Source organism: Streptomyces sp. NPDC097619 (assembly GCF_040302735.1).
Lineage (GTDB): Bacteria > Actinomycetota > Actinomycetes > Streptomycetales > Streptomycetaceae > Streptomyces.
The window spans coordinates 1-15,580 of the sequence record NZ_JBEOSD010000010.1 but is presented as its reverse complement, the minus strand read 5'-3'; the positions used below and the strand labels follow the sequence as shown (position 1 = coordinate 15,580).

The 15,580-nt window shown below is 76.1% G+C and carries 13 protein-coding genes; 7 read left to right on the top strand and 6 right to left on the bottom strand.

The annotated features are described in order from the left end of the window. Positions 1 to 25: 25 nt before the first annotated feature. Entirely contained in the window at positions 26 to 2,503 is a 2,478-nt protein-coding gene (locus ABTZ17_RS04710; protein ID WP_352194031.1) for a right-handed parallel beta-helix repeat-containing protein, read from the top strand. On the opposite strand, the gene ABTZ17_RS04705 is transcribed toward ABTZ17_RS04710, so the two are convergent. Beyond that, on the bottom strand, positions 2,436 to 4,970 hold the full coding sequence (locus ABTZ17_RS04705) for a hypothetical protein (RefSeq protein WP_352194030.1): 2,535 nt from the start codon (positions 4,968 to 4,970) through the stop codon (positions 2,436 to 2,438). The genes ABTZ17_RS04710 and ABTZ17_RS04705 overlap by 68 nt on opposite strands. A 236-nt stretch (positions 4,971 to 5,206) precedes the next feature. Between ABTZ17_RS04705 and ABTZ17_RS04700 the strand changes: the two genes are divergently transcribed. Continuing rightward, complete coding sequence (locus tag ABTZ17_RS04700; RefSeq protein WP_352194029.1) at positions 5,207 to 5,689, top strand: SRPBCC family protein; 483 nt, start codon at positions 5,207 to 5,209, stop codon at positions 5,687 to 5,689. Positions 5,690 to 5,737: 48 nt separating this feature from the next. Here the strand turns inward: ABTZ17_RS04700 and cds1 are convergent, their stop codons facing one another. After that, a complete protein-coding gene (cds1, locus tag ABTZ17_RS04695) occupies positions 5,738 to 6,892 on the bottom strand; it encodes an L-cysteine desulfhydrase Cds1 (RefSeq protein WP_352194028.1) in 1,155 nt (384 codons plus the stop codon). 181 nt (positions 6,893 to 7,073) lie between these two features. Between cds1 and ABTZ17_RS04690 the strand changes: the two genes are divergently transcribed. Beyond that, complete coding sequence (locus ABTZ17_RS04690; protein ID WP_352194027.1) at positions 7,074 to 7,358, top strand: hypothetical protein; 285 nt, start codon at positions 7,074 to 7,076, stop codon at positions 7,356 to 7,358. A gap of 423 nt (positions 7,359 to 7,781) precedes the next feature. Next, on the top strand, positions 7,782 to 8,309 hold the full coding sequence (locus tag ABTZ17_RS04685; RefSeq protein ID WP_352194026.1) for an ATP-binding protein: 528 nt from the start codon (positions 7,782 to 7,784) through the stop codon (positions 8,307 to 8,309). Positions 8,310 to 8,356: 47 nt separating this feature from the next. Here ABTZ17_RS04685 and ABTZ17_RS04680 read toward each other — a convergent pair whose 3' ends face one another. Together ABTZ17_RS04680 and ABTZ17_RS04675 are read right to left on the bottom strand one after the other, a co-directional pair. Beyond that, positions 8,357 to 9,601 (bottom strand): ROK family protein, encoded by a 1,245-nt coding sequence (locus tag ABTZ17_RS04680; RefSeq protein WP_352194025.1) that lies wholly within the window; start codon positions 9,599 to 9,601, stop codon positions 8,357 to 8,359. 60 nt (positions 9,602 to 9,661) lie between these two features. Then, entirely contained in the window at positions 9,662 to 10,309 is a 648-nt protein-coding gene (locus ABTZ17_RS04675) for an alpha-ketoglutarate-dependent dioxygenase AlkB (protein WP_352194024.1), read from the bottom strand. Positions 10,310 to 10,424: 115 nt separating this feature from the next. On the opposite strand from ABTZ17_RS04675, the gene ABTZ17_RS04670 reads away from it, so the two are divergent. Beyond that, the gene (locus ABTZ17_RS04670) at positions 10,425 to 11,189 is read left to right on the top strand and encodes a maleylpyruvate isomerase family mycothiol-dependent enzyme (protein WP_502994593.1); all 765 of its coding nucleotides are present in this window, start codon (positions 10,425 to 10,427) and stop codon (positions 11,187 to 11,189) included. A 15-nt stretch (positions 11,190 to 11,204) separates the two neighbouring features. Here ABTZ17_RS04670 and ABTZ17_RS04665 read toward each other — a convergent pair whose 3' ends face one another. Continuing rightward, positions 11,205 to 11,897 carry a TetR/AcrR family transcriptional regulator gene (locus tag ABTZ17_RS04665; RefSeq protein ID WP_352194023.1) on the bottom strand — a complete coding sequence of 231 codons (693 nt, stop codon included), beginning with the start codon at positions 11,895 to 11,897 and terminating at the stop codon, positions 11,205 to 11,207. A gap of 131 nt (positions 11,898 to 12,028) precedes the next feature. On the opposite strand from ABTZ17_RS04665, the gene ABTZ17_RS04660 reads away from it, so the two are divergent. Beyond that, a complete protein-coding gene (locus tag ABTZ17_RS04660) occupies positions 12,029 to 12,496 on the top strand; it encodes a nitroreductase family deazaflavin-dependent oxidoreductase (RefSeq protein ID WP_352194095.1) in 468 nt (155 codons plus the stop codon). On the opposite strand, the gene ABTZ17_RS04655 is transcribed toward ABTZ17_RS04660, so the two are convergent. Continuing rightward, positions 12,483 to 13,991: a geranylgeranyl reductase family protein gene (locus ABTZ17_RS04655; RefSeq protein ID WP_352194022.1), complete on the bottom strand. Its 1,509-nt coding sequence runs from the start codon at positions 13,989 to 13,991 to the stop codon at positions 12,483 to 12,485. The two genes, ABTZ17_RS04660 and ABTZ17_RS04655, sit on opposite strands and share 14 nt — an antisense overlap. Before the next feature lie 176 nt (positions 13,992 to 14,167). On the opposite strand from ABTZ17_RS04655, the gene ABTZ17_RS04650 reads away from it, so the two are divergent. Beyond that, the coding region (locus ABTZ17_RS04650) for a dipeptidase (RefSeq protein ID WP_352194021.1) at positions 14,168 to 15,580 on the top strand (1,413 nt) is incomplete at its 3' end.

The window sequence follows — 15,580 nt, the reverse complement described above, 5'->3', positions numbered from 1 at the left end:
GCAGAGGTGGGGGCACGACAGCACCATGGCTCAGGGCACGGTCCAGGTCACGCACGGCAGCGCTTCGCGGTGGCGGCGCCGCACCGGCGAATACCCCTCCCTCTCCGCCGCCCTGGCCGCGGCCGGCGACGGGGACGTCCTCTCCATCGCCCCCGGCACCTACCGCGAGAACCTGGTGCTCGAACACGCCGTGACGCTGCGCGGGGCCGACGGCTCCGCGGGCGCGGTGCGCATCGCCCCCGCGGACGGGCCGGCCCTGACGGTCCGTGCCTCCGCCGTCATCCAGGACCTCCACCTGGAGGGGCAGGACGCGGCGGCGCCCGCGGTGCTCGTCGAGGACGGTGCCCCGGAACTGTCCGACCTGCGCGTGGTGACCCGCAGTTCGGCGGGGATCGAGGTGCGCGGGAACGGCCGGCCGGTGGTCCGGCGGTGCACGGTGGACAATCCGGCCGGGGTGGCCGTGGCCGTACTGGACGGCGCGGGCGGGGTGTTCGAGGACTGCGAGGTCGTCGGCGCCGGGCAGTCCGGGGTGACCGTCCGGGGCGGGGCGCACCCGCGGCTGGAACGCTGCCGGATCCACCACACCGGCGGCCCGGGGTTGAGCGTGGCCGGTGAGGGCTCGGGCCTGGAGGCCGTGGGCTGCGAGGTGTACGAGATCAAGGGCACGGGGGTGCAGGTGTCGGCGCGGGCCGCGGCGCGGCTCACCGACTGCCGGGTGCACCGCACCACCTCCGACGGGATCACCCTGGACACCGACGCCGTGTTGTCCCTGGCCGGCTGCGACATCCACGACGTGCCGGAGAACGCCGTCGACCTGCGGGCCCGTTCGGTGCTCACCCTGACCCGCACCACGGTGCGCCGGTTCGGCCGCAACGGCCTCTCCGTGTGGGACCCCGGCACCCGCGCCACCGCCGAGCAGTGCGAGATCCACGACAGCACGGGCGACTACCCGGCGGTGTGGATCAGCGACGGGGCCACGGCCTCGCTGACGGGCTGCCGGGTCCACGACGTCCCGGACGCCGTGTTCGTCCTGGACCGGGGCTCCCGGGCGGAGGTCGACGACAGCGATCTGACGCAGGTGCGGAACACCGCCGTGTCCGTGAGCGACGGCGCGGAGGCCGCCGTGGAGGGCTGCCGGATCCGGGAGGCCGGCACCGGGGCCTGGTTCCGCGACCACGGCAGCGGCGGCACCCTGACCGACTGCACGATCGACGGGGTACAGACCGGGGTGATCGTCACCAAGGGGGCCGATCCGCGGGTGGAGCGCTGCACCGTCACCGGGGCCGCCGAATCCGGTTTCTACGTGTCCGCCGAGGGCCGCGGCTCCTTCACCGACTGCCGGGTCACCCACGGCGAGGGCTTCGGCTTCCACGTCCTGGACGGCTGCCGGACGGTGCTGACGGGGTGTCGTACCGAACGCTGCGCGCGCGGCGGGTACGAGTTCCCCGAGGAGGGGCCCGTGGCCCACGACTGCACCTCCGACGGCAGCGGCCCGGCCCGGCCGGGTGCCGTCGCGCCCGGCCCGCAGCCCCTGACCCAGACCAGCGCGCCCCGCCCCGCCGTCGCCCCGGTCGAGCCGGTGCCCGTGGTGCCCCGGCAGGAGGCTCCCGTCGGCGAACCGCCCGCGTCCGGCCCCCCGGGGATCCGCACGGCCGCCCGCGGGGCGGACGAGGTGCTGGGAGCCCTGGACGGGCTGGTGGGCCTGGAGAGCGTCAAGCGGGAGGTACGGGCCCTCACCGACATGATCGAGGTGGGGCGGCGCCGGCAGCAGGCCGGCCTCAAGGCGGCCTCGGTCCGCCGCCACCTCGTGTTCACCGGCTCCCCCGGCACGGGGAAGACCACGGTGGCCCGGCTGTACGGGGAGATCCTGGCCTCCCTCGGGGTGCTGGAGCGCGGGCACCTGGTGGAGGTGTCCCGGGTGGACCTGGTCGGCGAGCACATCGGCTCCACGGCGCTGCGCACCCAGGAGGCCTTCGACCGGGCCCGCGGCGGGGTGCTGTTCATCGACGAGGCGTACGCGCTGGCACCGGAGGACTCCGGCCGGGACTTCGGCCGGGAGGCCATCGACACGCTGGTGAAGCTGATGGAGGACCACCGGGAGGCGGTGGTGGTGATCGTGGCCGGGTACACGGCGGAGATGGAGCGGTTCCTGACCGTCAACCCCGGTGTGGCCTCCCGCTTCTCACGGACCATCACCTTCGGCGACTACGGACCGGAGGACCTGCTGAGCATCGTCGGGCAACAGGCCGAGGAGCACGAGTACCGGCTCGCGCCGGGCACCTCCGAGGCCCTGTTGGAGTACTTCGGCGCGCTGACGACCCTGCACCGGGGTCCGGCCTTCGGGAACGGCCGGACCGCCCGGCAGACCTTCGAGGCGATGGTGGAGCGGCACGCCGGCCGGCTGGCCCGGCTCCCGGAGGCCGACACCGACCAACTCACCCTGTTGTTCCCGGAGGACCTGCCGCCGCTCCCGGAGCGGACGGCGGCCCCGGCGCCGGGCTGAGCCGCGGGCCCGGCAGTCCGACCGGGCCGCCGGACACGGAGTCGAGGCGGGCCAACAGGGCCTGCCGTTCGGCGGCGAACACCGGATCCGCCTGGTAGTCCTCGTGCCCCAGCAGGGGTGCGGGCAGCGGGTGTTCGGCCGTCCGCCCGTAGGCCAGGGGGTCCTTCAGGGGGCCGAGGTCCACGTCGTCCGCCGCGCCCAGCACCGGGCCGCCGATGGGGTCGGTGTCCCGCCACAGGTTCCGCCAGCAGACCAGGTCCCGGTGCAGGGCGGACAGCGGCTCCGGCCCGAAGTAGGCGGGGAACCAGCGCCCGTACAGCCGGGCCAGCGGGGAGCCGTGGGTGAGCAGCGCGACCCGGGCGCGGACCTCGGGCGGCAGCTGCCGCACCGCGGCGGCGGCGAGGACACTGCCCTGGGAGTGCCCGGACAGCACCACCCGGCCGCCGGTCCGGGCCGTCCAGGTGGTGATCCGCCAGGTCAGATCGGGTACGGCGCGTTCGGCGTAGCAGGGCGGGGCGAAGGGGTGGGCGGCCCGGGGCCAGAAGGTGCCCACGTCCCACAGGATGCCGACGGTGCGGCGGGCCGCCGGATCGCGGTAGGCGCGGCGGCCCCAGGTGACGAAGAGCAGGAAGGCGAAGCCGGTGAGCCAGGAGCCGGCGTCCTGGGCGGCTTCCGCGGCCGCCGTCAGAAGCGGATGGCTCCCCCGGGCGGCCTCACCGGGGACCCGGCCGGTGAGCCAGGCCCCCGCCACCGCGGCGGCCCCCAGGACCAGCGACAGGACGGCCACCGCGGCGGCGAGCCACGGCACGGCGTCGGTCAGGGTGGCGGCGGCCCGGGCCCCCGCCACGGACCGGCTGCGGGCCGGGTCCACACCCTGCCCGGGATACTCGGCCGCGATCCCCGCGGTCAGGCGCCGCCGCAACGCCAGTCCGCGCACCGCGAACCCGGCCGCGAGCAGCAGCAGGACGACCGCCAGCGGCGGCAGCACCGCGGCCTGCCAGGAGAGCAGGACCGGCGGCCCCGGCAGCGGCGCCCCGGCGCCCGCCCCGTCATCCAGCCGGTCCGCGACCCAGCGGGCCACTCCCCCGGACATCACCCCGCCCAGGGCGCAGGCCAGCATGGCCACCGCCGGACCCCCCAGGCCGCGCAGGGCCGCCCGCGGATCGGGGGCCCGGCGGTGCAGCCGGGCCGCCGTGACCGCCGAGCCGAGGACCAGCACTGCCTGCAGGAGGACGAGCAGGCCGAAGACGGCGTCCCCCGGGAGGCGTCCCGCGGACCGCCAGTCGGGGCGGTCCCAGGCCGCGTATCCGGCGGCGATCAGCAGCAGGGCCAGGGCGCCGGCGGTCAGGGCCCGGGTGAGGGCCAGGTCGCGGGCCGGGTCCGGGCGGCGTTCGGCGCGGCCCCGCCGGCAGACCACCACGACCACGGCCAGGGCCGCCGCCGCCAGCAGGCCCTGGATGACCCAGCCGGCGGCGTCGAGCGTGGAGCCGGGGGCGGCCCGCCGGTCCCGCGCCGCGGTCGGCACGGACACGGCGGCGGCCACGGTGAGCAGCCCGGCCGCGGTGTGGGCGGCCCGCAGCCGGGCCACCAGCCTGCGCCCGTACCAGAAACCCGGCCGCCCGAGGGGGTCCGCACCGAGGTCGCGGTCCTCCTCCGGCGCCGGGTCGGAGTCGGCCCCCCGCACGGCGCCCGGGGCGCGTCCGGGTGCGGACTTCCCGTCGGGCTCCGGCGCGGTGGCCCCGGGCGCCGGGTCGGGTACGGGGGCGAGGGCCGGGCCCTCGGCGGCGGGCGGGGCCGCCTGGGGCGGCGGCTGCGACTCGTAGGCGCTCCAGGTGCGGTGCGCCAGGTACCAGAGCAGCCCGGTCAGGGCCGCGGGGACCAGGGCGGCCAGGGCCAGCCGGCGGCCGGGTTGGGCGGGGGCGGAGCCGGGGCCGAGAAGCTCCAGGGGCCCGCGGGCGGCGGCGCAGCGCGCGTCGCCGGCGCACTGCCAGGCCACCAGGTCCAGGGCCACCTCGCAGGCGGCGGCCACCAGGAGCACGGTCAGGCTCAGCGCGACCAGCCGGACCAGGACCCCGTACAGCCGGACGGTGCGGGTCGAGGCCGCGGCGGCGGGCCGGTTCCAGTGCGCGAGGTTGACCACCATGAAGGGCAACAGGAGCAGCCACAGGGCCCGGGCCCCGTTGCCGGAGGTGAGCCGGGACCAGCAGTACGCCTCGGGGATCGGCGGCCCCGGATCGCGTTCGGGGCGGTCCTCGGCATCGGCGTCCTCGGCGCGACGGAACACGGCGGCGGTGGTGTCGCCCGTGACCCGCACGGTCCGCGGGTCACCGAGCAGTTCCTCGGGGGTGGCCCCGGCCACGCCGTGGACCAGGAGTTCGAGGGCGGGGGGCGGGGATGCGGGCACGGCGGCTCCTCCCGTGGTGCAGGTGCGCGGGCCCGCCGCGCGGGCCCGGCCCCTCACCAGCATCGCGGCGGCCGGGCGGACTGCCCAGCCCCCGCGCCGGACGCGACCGCCGCGATCCCGACGGAACGACCGCCGCCCCGCAGACTTCTGACTTCCGGTCAGTTAGGGTGACGCGGACGTCGACCGGCCTCCCGCACCGCCGTCGCCCGCCCGCCTTCCCTTCCCTCGCGCCCCGCCGCCCTCACACCCGCGCCGCGTTCGCCGCCCGCCCCCTCGCCGACCGACAGGGAGACCCCGCCATGAGACGCCGACTCCGCCCGGTGGGAATGGACTTCGCCGAGTCCGCCCCGGTCCGCCTGGTCTTCGAGACGGAGGTCCGCTCCGACGCGGACGCGGTGTACCGGGCCCTGGCCGAGGAGGTCACCGGCTGGCCGGCCTGGTTCCGGGCCGTGACCCTGGCGCGACCGATGCACGGCGGGGCCGGCCGGGAGGTCCGCCTGGTCGGCGGGGTCCGCTTCGAGGAAACGGTGATGGCCGCCGACCCCGGCCGCCGGTACGCCTACCGGGTGGACGAGACCAACCTGCCCGGTCCGCAGGCCCTGTTGGAGGAGTGGCGGCTGACACCGGCCGGCACCGGCACCCGGGTCCGCTGGACCTTCGCCACCACCGGCCCGGCCCCCTTCCGGCTGGCGCTGCGCTCCGCCCGGCCCGGTCTGGGGCGGGCCTTCCGCGACGCCACCCGGGCCCTGGACCGCCGGCTCGCGGCCCCGCAGCGGGGCTGACCGGTCGGCGCCCCGCCGGGGCGGTCCCCGGGAGGGCGCCGACCCGGCTCACGCTCCGGGTTCGTGCCAGGTGCCGGTGGCGAAGAGGGTCTCGATGGTGGCGGTGTACGGGGCAAGGTCGAGGCCCTGCGCGGCCACCCAGTCGTCGGAGTAGTACTTGTCCAGGTAGCGGTCGCCCGGGTCGCAGAGCAGGGTGACCACGCTGCCGGTGCGGCCCTCCGCCACCATCTCGGCGACGATCTTCAGGGCGCTCCACAGGCCGGTGCCGGTGGAGCCGCCCGCCTTCCGCCCGATCGCCCGCTCCAGGGCGCGGCAGGCCGCGACGCTCGCGGCGTCGGGGACCTTCATCATCCGGTCGATGGCCCCCGGCACGAAGCTGGGCTCCATGCGGGGCCGTCCGATGCCCTCGATCCGGGAGCCGCAATCGCTGTGCGCGTGCGGGTCGTTGCGGGTCCAGCCGTCGAAGAAGCAGGAGTTCTCCGGGTCGGGGACGCAGATGCGGGTGTCGTGCTGCATGTAGTGCACGTAGCGGGCGATGGTGGCCGAGGTGCCGCCGGTGCCCGCCGTCGCCACGATCCACGCGGGCTCGGGATACCGCTCCAGGCGCAGCTGCTGGTACATCGACTCGGCGATGTTGTTGTTGCCGCGCCAGTCGGTGGCCCGCTCCGCGTAGGTGAACTGGTCCATGTAGTGCCCGCCGGTCTCCGCGGCGAGCTGGGCGGACTCCTCGTACATCTTCATCGGGTCGTCCACGAAGTGGCAGCGGCCGCCGTGGAATTCGATGAGCCGGCACTTCTCGGGGCTGGTGGTGCGCGGCATCACCGCGATGAACGGCACCCCGATCAGCTTGGCGAAGTACGCCTCGGAGACGGCCGTGGAACCGCTGGACGCCTCGATCACCGGACGGCCCGGGCGCACCCAGCCGTTGCACAGGGCGTACAGGAACAGCGAGCGCGCCAGGCGGTGCTTGAGGGAGCCCGTGGGGTGGGTGGACTCGTCCTTCAGGTAGAGGTCGATGCCCCACTCCTCGGGTAGCGGGAAGCGGAGCAGGTGGGTGTCGGCGGAGCGGTTGGCGTCCGCCTGCACCTTGCGGACGGCCTCTTTCAGCCAGGCCCGGTACTCGGCGTCGCTGCGGTCGGCGTCCACGGTCGCCCGGGGGCCCTCGACTCCCTGCGCGCGGGTCTGCTGTCCGGTGGTGCTCATGTGCCCTGCTCCTCGATCCCGATGGTCCCCTTCCTCGCAATGTACTCCCCGGACCTGCGCAAACAGTCGCTTTGGGGTTCCATCGCAATCGCTTGGGGAACGCCCGTACGAGCCCTCGGGAGCCCTGGCGCGGGGGCCTCCGGCCGGGCATGCTGGTCGGGACGGAAGGGGGCGGCCCGCCATGACCGAACCGGAGTTCACCGCAACGGGCGTACGGATCGACCGCTGGCCGCGGGCGCTGACCCGGGCGGGCAAGGTGCTGATCCGCGACGGCCGGGTGCACCTGCTGACGAGCAGGGACCAGGAGATCGACAGCGCGCCGGTCGGCGCCGTGCGCGCGGCCCGGTCCTGGCTGAGCGGTCGGCGGGCCACGGTGGCCCGGTTGAACGGCACCCGCTACCGACTCCGGATGCCCTCCGGCCGCTTCCTGGAGGCCGTCCGCCGGGCCCGCGCCGCCCGTCCCTGACCCTCCCCTGACCCGCCCCTGGGGCCTCATGGCCGAAATCGGACCCGCCCGGTGGGCGGGGCCCGGCCGCTCGGCCCGCCCACGCCCGTTCCTCCGCCGGCGCCGCGTCGAGCACCCGGATCAGCCGCGCTCGGGCCCCACCGGCGACGGAGGAGCACCGGATGCGGCATGTCCGGGTCCCGCGCGGTCCGCGTCCGTCCCTCCGACGCGCTCCCACCCGGCCGGACCCGAGCCCCGCCGGCGCCCGAGGCGATCGGTCACCGCGCTCCGGAGCCCGCGCACCGCCCCGCGAGTTGCGGACCACCGCACCACGGGGGCACGCTGGAGGCGCCTCACTCACCGTGCCCCCGCGCACGCACCGCGTCAGCGCGCGCCGGTTCGCACCGCCGTCTTCTTCCGGACCACTTTCGGGGAGTCGCAGCTGTGATCAGTCACTCGTACCGGCACTGCGCGGTGGAGCTCGACGCTCTGCCCGCTCGCATCGGACAGATCCGCAGAATCGTTTCTGCTCAACTTCGCCACTGGCAGCTCGATCCCCTCATAGACCGGGCCGCGCTCGGCGTCACCGAACTCCTGAGCAACGTCCACCGGCACGCCCAGCCGGACAAGACGTGCGCGGTGGACATGGTGCTGCGCGGCGGCCTGCTGACGGTCTCGGTCCGCGACCACGACCCCCGACTGCCCGAGGTGCGGCAGGCGGATCCCCTGGAGACCGGGGGCCGCGGCCTCGCCCTGGTCGCCGCGATGAGCCAGGCGTGGGGGGTGCGGCCCTGGGACGGGGCCGGAACGGGGCCGCGGACCGGCACCCCGGGAAAGCTCGTCTGGTTCACCCTGACCACCGCCGCGGGCCCCGACCCGGCCGGCCCGCCGATCGTCCTCCACACGGAGACCGTGCCCGTCGGGGAAGCGGTGCGCACGGAGCCGGCGGTCCCGGAGGCCCTCCCCGCCTGACCGCGGCCCTGGGCCCGGCGCCGCCACCGCTCTTGCCCGCGAGCGGGTCAGGCCGCCGCGCCCAGGCTGCCGAGCGGGTCGTCGAGCACCGGCTGCCAGGCCAGTTCGGCCGCGCCCACCAGGCTGTTGTGGTCGAGGGTGCAGGGCAGGATCGGCACTCCCCCGCTGCGGCCCCACAGGCTGCGGTCGGCGACCACGGCCCGCAGCCGCTCCGGATCCGCGTCCAACAGGGCCCGGTGGAGGCCGCCAAGGATGATGCGGTCCGGGTTGAGGATGTTGACCAGCCCGGCCAGGCCCAGGCCCAGCCGGTCGATGAGCTCCTCCGCGGCGCGCCGCACCCCGGGGTCCTCGTACTCCTCGCGCAGCAGGTCCCGGGACTGCTGGAGCAGGGACACCTCGGGGCCGGGGGTGCGGCCCGCGGCGGTGAGGAAGGCCAACGGGTCGGCCTCCACGTCCAGACAGCCGCGACCGCCGCAGTGACAGGCCCGCCCCTCCGGGTTCACCGTCAGGTGCCCGACCTCCAGGGCCAGCCCCGAACTGCCGCTGTGCAGGCGGCCGTCCAGGACGAGGGCGCCACCCACCCCGCGGTGGCCGGTGGCCACGCACAGCAGGTGCTGGGCGCTCCGGCCGGCCCCGTGCCGGTGCTCGGCGAGCGCGGCGAGGTTGACGTCGTTGCCGGCCAGCGCGGGACCCTCGATCCCGGCGGCACGGACCCGTTCGGCGAAGATGGCGCGCACCGGGGCCCCCGCGGGCCAGGCCAGGTGCAGCGGATTGAGGGCGGTGCCGTCGGGTTCGGCGACGGCCGAGGGCACCGCGAGACCGGCCCCGACGCAGCGCCGGCCGCTCGCGGCGAGCAGGGCGGCCCCGGCCTCGACGACGGCGCCCAGGACCTGCGCCGGGTCGGCGGAGACGGTGACCTGTCCGGGGGTGGTGGCCACGATCCGACCGCCGAGCCCGACGAGCGCGGCCCGGAACCCGTCCGGGTGGACCTGCGCGGCCAGCGCCACCGGCCCGTCCTCCTCGATGGCCAGCCGGTGCGAGGGACGACCCTGTGAGCCGCCGGCGACCTGGGGGCGGGAATCCACGCGGATCAGGCCCAGGGCTTCCAGCTCGGCGGCCACGGCCCCGGCGGTGGCCCGCGTGACGCCCAGTTCGGCGGTGAGGACGGCACGGGTGGGGGCGCGGCCGGTGTGGACGAGTTCCAGGGCCGGGCCGAGGGCTCCGCGGCCCCGTTCCAGTCGGGTCCGCGTGGACACGTCCCCCACCTGCCGCGGGGCCTCGTTGCCGTTCATGGGGCCGATCCTCGCATGATCCGGGACGCGTTCCGCATCCGCGCCCCGGGGCGGCGGCGCTCAGGCCGTCCCGCTGACCCGCAGGGTGATGTTGAGGCGGCCGGTGAGGCCCAGCTCCGGGGGCGCCGTGTCGGGCAGGATCCGCGTCACCCCGTGGTAGGCGTGCCGGGCGGGCCCGCCGAAGACGAACAGGTCACCGCTGCGCAGCTCCACGTCCCGGTACGGTCGCCCCCGCGAAGCCGCGGTGCCGAAGCGGAACACGCAGCTGTCGCCGAGGCTCAGGGAGACCACCGGGGCGTCGGAGTGCTCGTCGGCGTCGCGGTGCATGCCCATGCGGGCGTCGGCGTCGTAGAAGTTGACGAGGGCGATGTCGTAGGGCTCCGGACCGGCCGGGGTGCCGTAGGCGGCCAGGACGGCTTCCCGGGCCAGGGCGTCCAGGGCCGGGGGCATCGGCTTCACGGGGGCGCCGTCCCCGTCCACGGCGGTCCGGGCGTAGCCGTACGGGTACCAGTGCAGGCCCAGGCAGAACTGGCGGGCGGTCATGGTGCCGCCGGGGGTGCGGACGGTGCGGAGCCCGGCGGGCGGGCGGGCCCAGCGGCGGCAGTCCTCGACCAGGGCGGCCTGCGCGGTGGGGTCGAGCCAGTCGGGGAGGTGGACGGCGCCCGGGGCGGTCTCGGCGCGCTCGCGCGGGAAGAGCTCTCCGTGCACGGCGGATCCTTCCCACTCGGGGGACGCCCCCGGTTCCGTCCCCATGCTCGCACCGACCACGGCGGGGCCGGTAATGCACTGCTGCCCGGGCACGGCGGCCGGCAGACTCCGCGCCATGGAGATCACGAAGGTCCTGGGGACCACGGACTACGTCAAGATCGTCGAGCTGGAGGGGGCCGCCCTGGCGGAGGCCGCGGAACGGGCCGGCACGGAGGCCGCGGTGCCGAACTGTCCCGGCTGGCGGGTGACCGATCTGCTGCGGCACACGGGTTCGGTGCACCGCTGGGCCGCTCGCCACGTGGGCGAGGGCCTGCTGGAACCGGGTCCGTTCGTCGAGGCGCCGGACCTCGCGGGCGGTGAGCTGCTGACCTGGTTCCGCGACGGGCACCGGGCGCTGGTGGACACGCTGGCCTCGGCTCCGGCGGACCGGGAGTGCTGGACCTTCCTGCCCACCGCGCCGGCCTCCCCGGTGGAGTTCTGGGCGCGGCGCCAGGCGCACGAGAACACGGTGCACCGGCTGGACGCGGAGTCGGCGCTCGGCGGGGCGGTCGGCCCGGTGGCGGCGGCGCTCGCGGAGGACGGAGTGGACGAGCTGCTGCGCGGTTTCCACGCCCGTCCGCGCAGCCGGGTGCGGACCCCGGACGGGGCGCCGAAGGTGCTGCGGGTGCGGGCCGCCGACACCGGGGCGGTGTGGAGCGTGCACCTGTCCGCGGAGCCGCCGCGGACCGTACGGGACGCCTCGGGCCCGGCGGACTGCGAGGCCACGGGCACCGCGGAGTGGCTGTACGCGGCGCTGTGGAACCGGGTGCCGCTGGCCGGTCCCGGGGTGACGGGCGATCTCGCCCTGGCCCGCCTCTGGCAGGACACCTCGCCGATCTGATCCCGGGGTCCGGGCTCAGGCGGCCCGGAGGCCGACCTCCCCGGCGAGGCGGTCCGCCGCGTGGGCGTAGAACGCGTCCCGGTCCTCGACCACGCGGTGGAACTGCCCGAAGAGTTCGAAGGACAGCAGGCCGACCAGCTGTGCCCAGGCGGCCACCAGCGCCGCGGTGGCCTCCGGGGGCAGTCCCTCGGCGAAGTCGGCCGTCATCCGCTCGGCCTCGGCGCGGAGCCCGGCGGGCAGCGGCGGTCGGTCCAGGCCCTCGCCCGCGTGGGCCGCGCGGACCACTCCGATCAGGCACTCGGCGACCCGGGAGGCCGGGCCCACGGTGTCCTGCGGGGCGGCGTATCCCGGCACGGGCGAGCCGTAGACGAGCGCGAACTCGTGCGGGTGGGCCAGTGCCCAGCCCCGGACGGCGGCGCACACGGCGTTCCAGCGCTCGCGCGGCCGCAGCTCACCGGAGGCCTCGTCCGCACCTTCCGCCGCCGCGCCCAGGCTGTCGTAGGCGTCGATGATCAAGGCCGTGAGGAGGTCGTCGCGGCTGGGGAAGTAGCGGTACAGGGCCGAGGAGACCATGCCCACCTCGCGGGCGACGGCCCGGAGGGAGAGCCGGGCCGCGCCCTCGGCGGCCAGCATGCGGCGGGCCTCGTCCTTGATCGCGGCGGCCACTTCGGTGCGGGCGCGCTCCCGGGCCCCTCGGACGGTGTTCATGGCAGCAGTCTGCCACGGAAACAGATCGGCGACCACAAAAGAGAGCGGTGCTCTTGCTTCGCCGCGGCGATCCGTGCACACTGCTCATGAGCGAGAGCACCGCTCTCGCACGGATGGGCCGGGAGGCCGACATGACCAGCAGCAGCCCCGTTCCGCAGCCCTACTACGTGCCCGTCGGCCGCTTCGCCACCCGCTTCAACGCCCTCTTCGGCCGGCTCGCCCGCCTCGGCATCAGCCTCGCGGGCTCCGCCGAACTGTCGGTGCGGGGCCGGGTCTCGGGCACCATGCAGCGCATCCCCGTCAACCCGTACCCGCACACCGACGGCACCCTGTACCTGGTCTCCGCCCGCGGCCACTCCCAGTGGGTGCGCAACATGCGCGCCGCGGGCGGCGGCGAACTCCGCGTCGGCCGCAAGGCGCGCGCCTTCACGGCCGTGGAGGTACCGGCGGCCGAGAGCCCCGAGATCCTCCGCGCCTACCTGCGGAAGTGGGGGTGGGAGGTGGACCGGTTCTTCCGGGGCGTCACCGCGGACTCCTCCGAGGAGGAGCTGCGCGCCGCCGCCCCGGACCACCCGGTCTTCCGGCTCACGGTGCGCTAGCGGTCTCCGTGGCGGGCTCCTCCGGCCCCTCGGCACCGGCCGCGACCGGACCTCCGGAACCGGCGGCGGCCGCCGCCGCGGCCTGCCTGCGGTCCAGCAGGTGCAGGGCCTTGCGGGCCCCCGCGTGCGTACGGACCATCTCGGCGAGCGTGCTGGACCCGCGGGTGATCCGCGTGAAGGCCCGCCAGGCCGGCCGGAAACCGGTGATCGCCGCGTGCAGCATCCCCGGCTTGCTCTCGAACAGGTGCAGCATCCGCCGCCCGACGGCCATCTCCACGCCCAGCCCGGCCTTCACCGCGAAGGCGTAGTTCAGGGCCTGCCGGCGGGTGTCCACGGCGTCCTGCGCCTCGGCGATCCGCACGGCCCATTCGCCCGCGAGCCGCCCGGAGCGCAGCGCGAAGGAGATGCCCTCGCGGGTCCACGGCTCCAGCAGCCCGGCGGCGTCACCCGCCACCAGGACCCGGCCCCGCGAGAGCGGGGAGTCCTCGCTGCGGCAGCGCGTCAGATGGCCGGAGGACAGGGCCGGTTCGAAACCGGCCAGGCCCAGCCGCCCGATGAAGTCCTCCAGGTACCGCTTGGTCGCGGCGCCGTCCCCGCGCGCGGAGATCACACCGACGGTCAGGGTGTCGCCCTTGGGAAAGACCCAGCCGTAACTGCCCGGCAGCGGACCCCAGTCGATCAGGACCCGGCCCTTCCAGTCCTCGGCCACCGTCTCCGGCACCGGGATCTCGGCCTCCAGGCCCAGGTCCACCTGCTCGGTCTTCACCCCGACGTGCGAGGCGATCCGACTGGCGCTGCCGTCGGCGCCGACCACGGCCCGCGCCAGCACCGTCTCGCCGTCGGCGAGCACCACGGCCACCGTCCGGCGGTCCGGCACGGCCGCGCCGTGCTGCTCGACCCGGGCGACCGTCACCCCGGTCCGCAGCACGGCCCCCTCCCGCTGGGCCGCCGCGACCAGACCGGCGTCGAACTCGGCCCGGTCCACCAGCCCGAACAGCATGTGCCGGGACCTACGGGTCCGGGTGAGACGGCCGTTCAGCGAGAAGGTGACGGCGTGCACCCGGTCCTTCAGGGGCAGCACGAAGCCGGGCGGCAGGGAGTCCCGCGAGGGACCGATGATGCCGCCGCCGCAGGTCTTGTACCGGGGCAGCTCGGCCTTCTCCAGCAGCAGGACCCTGCGCCCGGCCGCCGCGGCGGCCTGCGCGGCCGAGGCCCCGGCCGGTCCCGCGCCGACCACGACCACGTCCCAGACCACCCGGTCCCCGTCCGCGCCCGGCTCCGCCGCCGCTGCCGCCTCGGCCCCGGCGGCGCCCGGTCCGGACTCCGCGACGGACTCCTCGCCCGCCACGGACTCCGGCCCGACCTCGGCGCCGGGCTCCGGCTCCCGGGCGGCGTCGGCGTCCGCCGCGGGCCGGTCCGCGCCGACCGGTTCGACGGGCTGCGGCCGCTCCTGCGCGCCGTCCTGACGGTCCTGCTGGTCCCCGTGCTCGCTCACGATGTGCTGTCGCTCCTGATCCCCTGAGTGCTCCGGTGCCGGTCGCATCCTACGGCGGCCCCCGGTCCGGTACCGCTGTGGGAAGATCGGCTCTGTCCCCGCCGGGCCCCGGAGCGCTCACGAAGCGCCCCGTACCGGCGTACCCGTACAACGTCGCACCCACGAGGAGCGTGCCCATGACCTCCCACCCGATCGCCGAGACCGTCGCCTCCCTGATGCCGGGGGCGCGCAGCGAGCTGGCCGAGCTGGTGGCCTTCCGGTCGGTGGCGGACTGGGCGCAGTTCCCGAAGAGCGAGAGCGAGGGCGCGGCGAACTGGGTGGCGGACGCGCTGCGCGCCGAGGGCTTCCGGGACGTGGCCCTCCTGGACACCCCCGACGGCACCCAGTCCGTGTACGGCTTCCTGCCGGGCCCCGAGGGCGCCCCCACCGTGCTGCTGTACGCGCACTACGACGTGCAGCCCCCGCTGGACGAGGCCGCCTGGGTCTCCCCGCCCTTCGAGCTGACGGACCGGGACGGCCGCTGGTACGGCCGCGGCGCCGCGGACTGCAAGGGCGGGTTCGTCATGCACCTGCTGGCGCTGCGGGCGCTGAAGGCCAACGGCGGGGTCCCGGTGTCGGTCAAGGTGATCGTGGAGGGCTCCGAGGAGCAGGGCACCGGCGGCCTCCAGCAGTACGCCGAGGCCCACCCGGAGCTGCTGACCTCCGACGCCATCGTGATCGGCGACGCCGGCAACTTCCGGCTCGGCCTGCCCACGGTCACGGCCACCCTGCGCGGCATGACCCTGGTCCGGGTCGAGGTGGACACGCTGGAGGGCAACCTGCACTCGGGCATGTTCGGCGGCGCCGCCCCGGACGCCCTCGCCGCGCTGATCCGGGTCCTCGACTCGCTGCGCTCGGAGAACGGCTCGACCACGGTGGACGGGCTCGCCGCCGACGCCGCCTGGGAGGGCCTGCAGTACCCCGAGTCCGACTTCCGCGGGGACGCCAAGGTGCTGGACGGGGTCGGCCTGATCGGCGAGGGCGACGGCACCGTCGCCGACCGGCTCTGGGCCCGGCCCGCGGTGACGGTCCTCGGCATCGACTGCCCGCCGGTGGTCGGCGCCACCCCGTCCGTGCATGCCTCCGCCAAGGCCCTGATCAGCCTGCGGGTGCCGCCGGGCATGGACACCGTGGAGGCGAACAAGCTGCTGGAGGCGCACCTGGTGGCGCACACCCCGTGGGGCGCCCGGGTCCGCACCGAGCAGGTCGGCCAGGGCCAGCCCTTCCAGGGCGACACCGGCAGCCCCGCCTACGCCTCGATGGCCGCCGCGATGCGCGTGGCCTACCCCGGCCAGGAGATGCAGGCCGCGGGCATGGGCGGCTCGATCCCGCTGTGCAACACCCTCCAGGGCCTCTACCCGGAGGCGGAGATCCTGCTCATCGGGCTCAGCGAGCCGGAGGCGCAGATCCACGCCGCCAACGAGAGCGTCTCCCCGGAGGAGCTGGAGCGGCTGTCGGTGGCCGAGGCCGAACGGATCCTGGCCGACGCCCGCCGCGAGGCGGAGGAGATCCGCGCCGAGGCCGACGACTACGTGGACAGCAAGCTCGCC

What these genes read in the sequence shown, in the direction of transcription:
- ABTZ17_RS04700 (WP_352194029.1), top strand. Translation starts at nt 5,207, where the DNA reads ATGAGACGCCGACTCCGCCCGGTGGGAATGGACTTCGCCGAGTCCGCC.
- ABTZ17_RS04705 (WP_352194030.1), bottom strand. Translation starts at nt 4,970, where the DNA reads ATGCTGGTGAGGGGCCGGGCCCGCGCGGCGGGCCCGCGCACCTGCACC.
- ABTZ17_RS04665 (WP_352194023.1), bottom strand. Translation starts at nt 11,897, where the DNA reads ATGAACACCGTCCGAGGGGCCCGGGAGCGCGCCCGCACCGAAGTGGCC.
- ABTZ17_RS04690 (WP_352194027.1), top strand. Translation starts at nt 7,074, where the DNA reads ATGACCGAACCGGAGTTCACCGCAACGGGCGTACGGATCGACCGCTGG.
- ABTZ17_RS04660 (WP_352194095.1), top strand. Translation starts at nt 12,029, where the DNA reads ATGACCAGCAGCAGCCCCGTTCCGCAGCCCTACTACGTGCCCGTCGGC.
- ABTZ17_RS04710 (WP_352194031.1), top strand. Translation starts at nt 26, where the DNA reads ATGGCTCAGGGCACGGTCCAGGTCACGCACGGCAGCGCTTCGCGGTGG.
- ABTZ17_RS04680 (WP_352194025.1), bottom strand. Translation starts at nt 9,601, where the DNA reads ATGAACGGCAACGAGGCCCCGCGGCAGGTGGGGGACGTGTCCACGCGG.
- ABTZ17_RS04670 (WP_502994593.1), top strand. Translation starts at nt 10,425, where the DNA reads ATGGAGATCACGAAGGTCCTGGGGACCACGGACTACGTCAAGATCGTC.
- cds1 (WP_352194028.1), bottom strand. Translation starts at nt 6,892, where the DNA reads ATGAGCACCACCGGACAGCAGACCCGCGCGCAGGGAGTCGAGGGCCCC.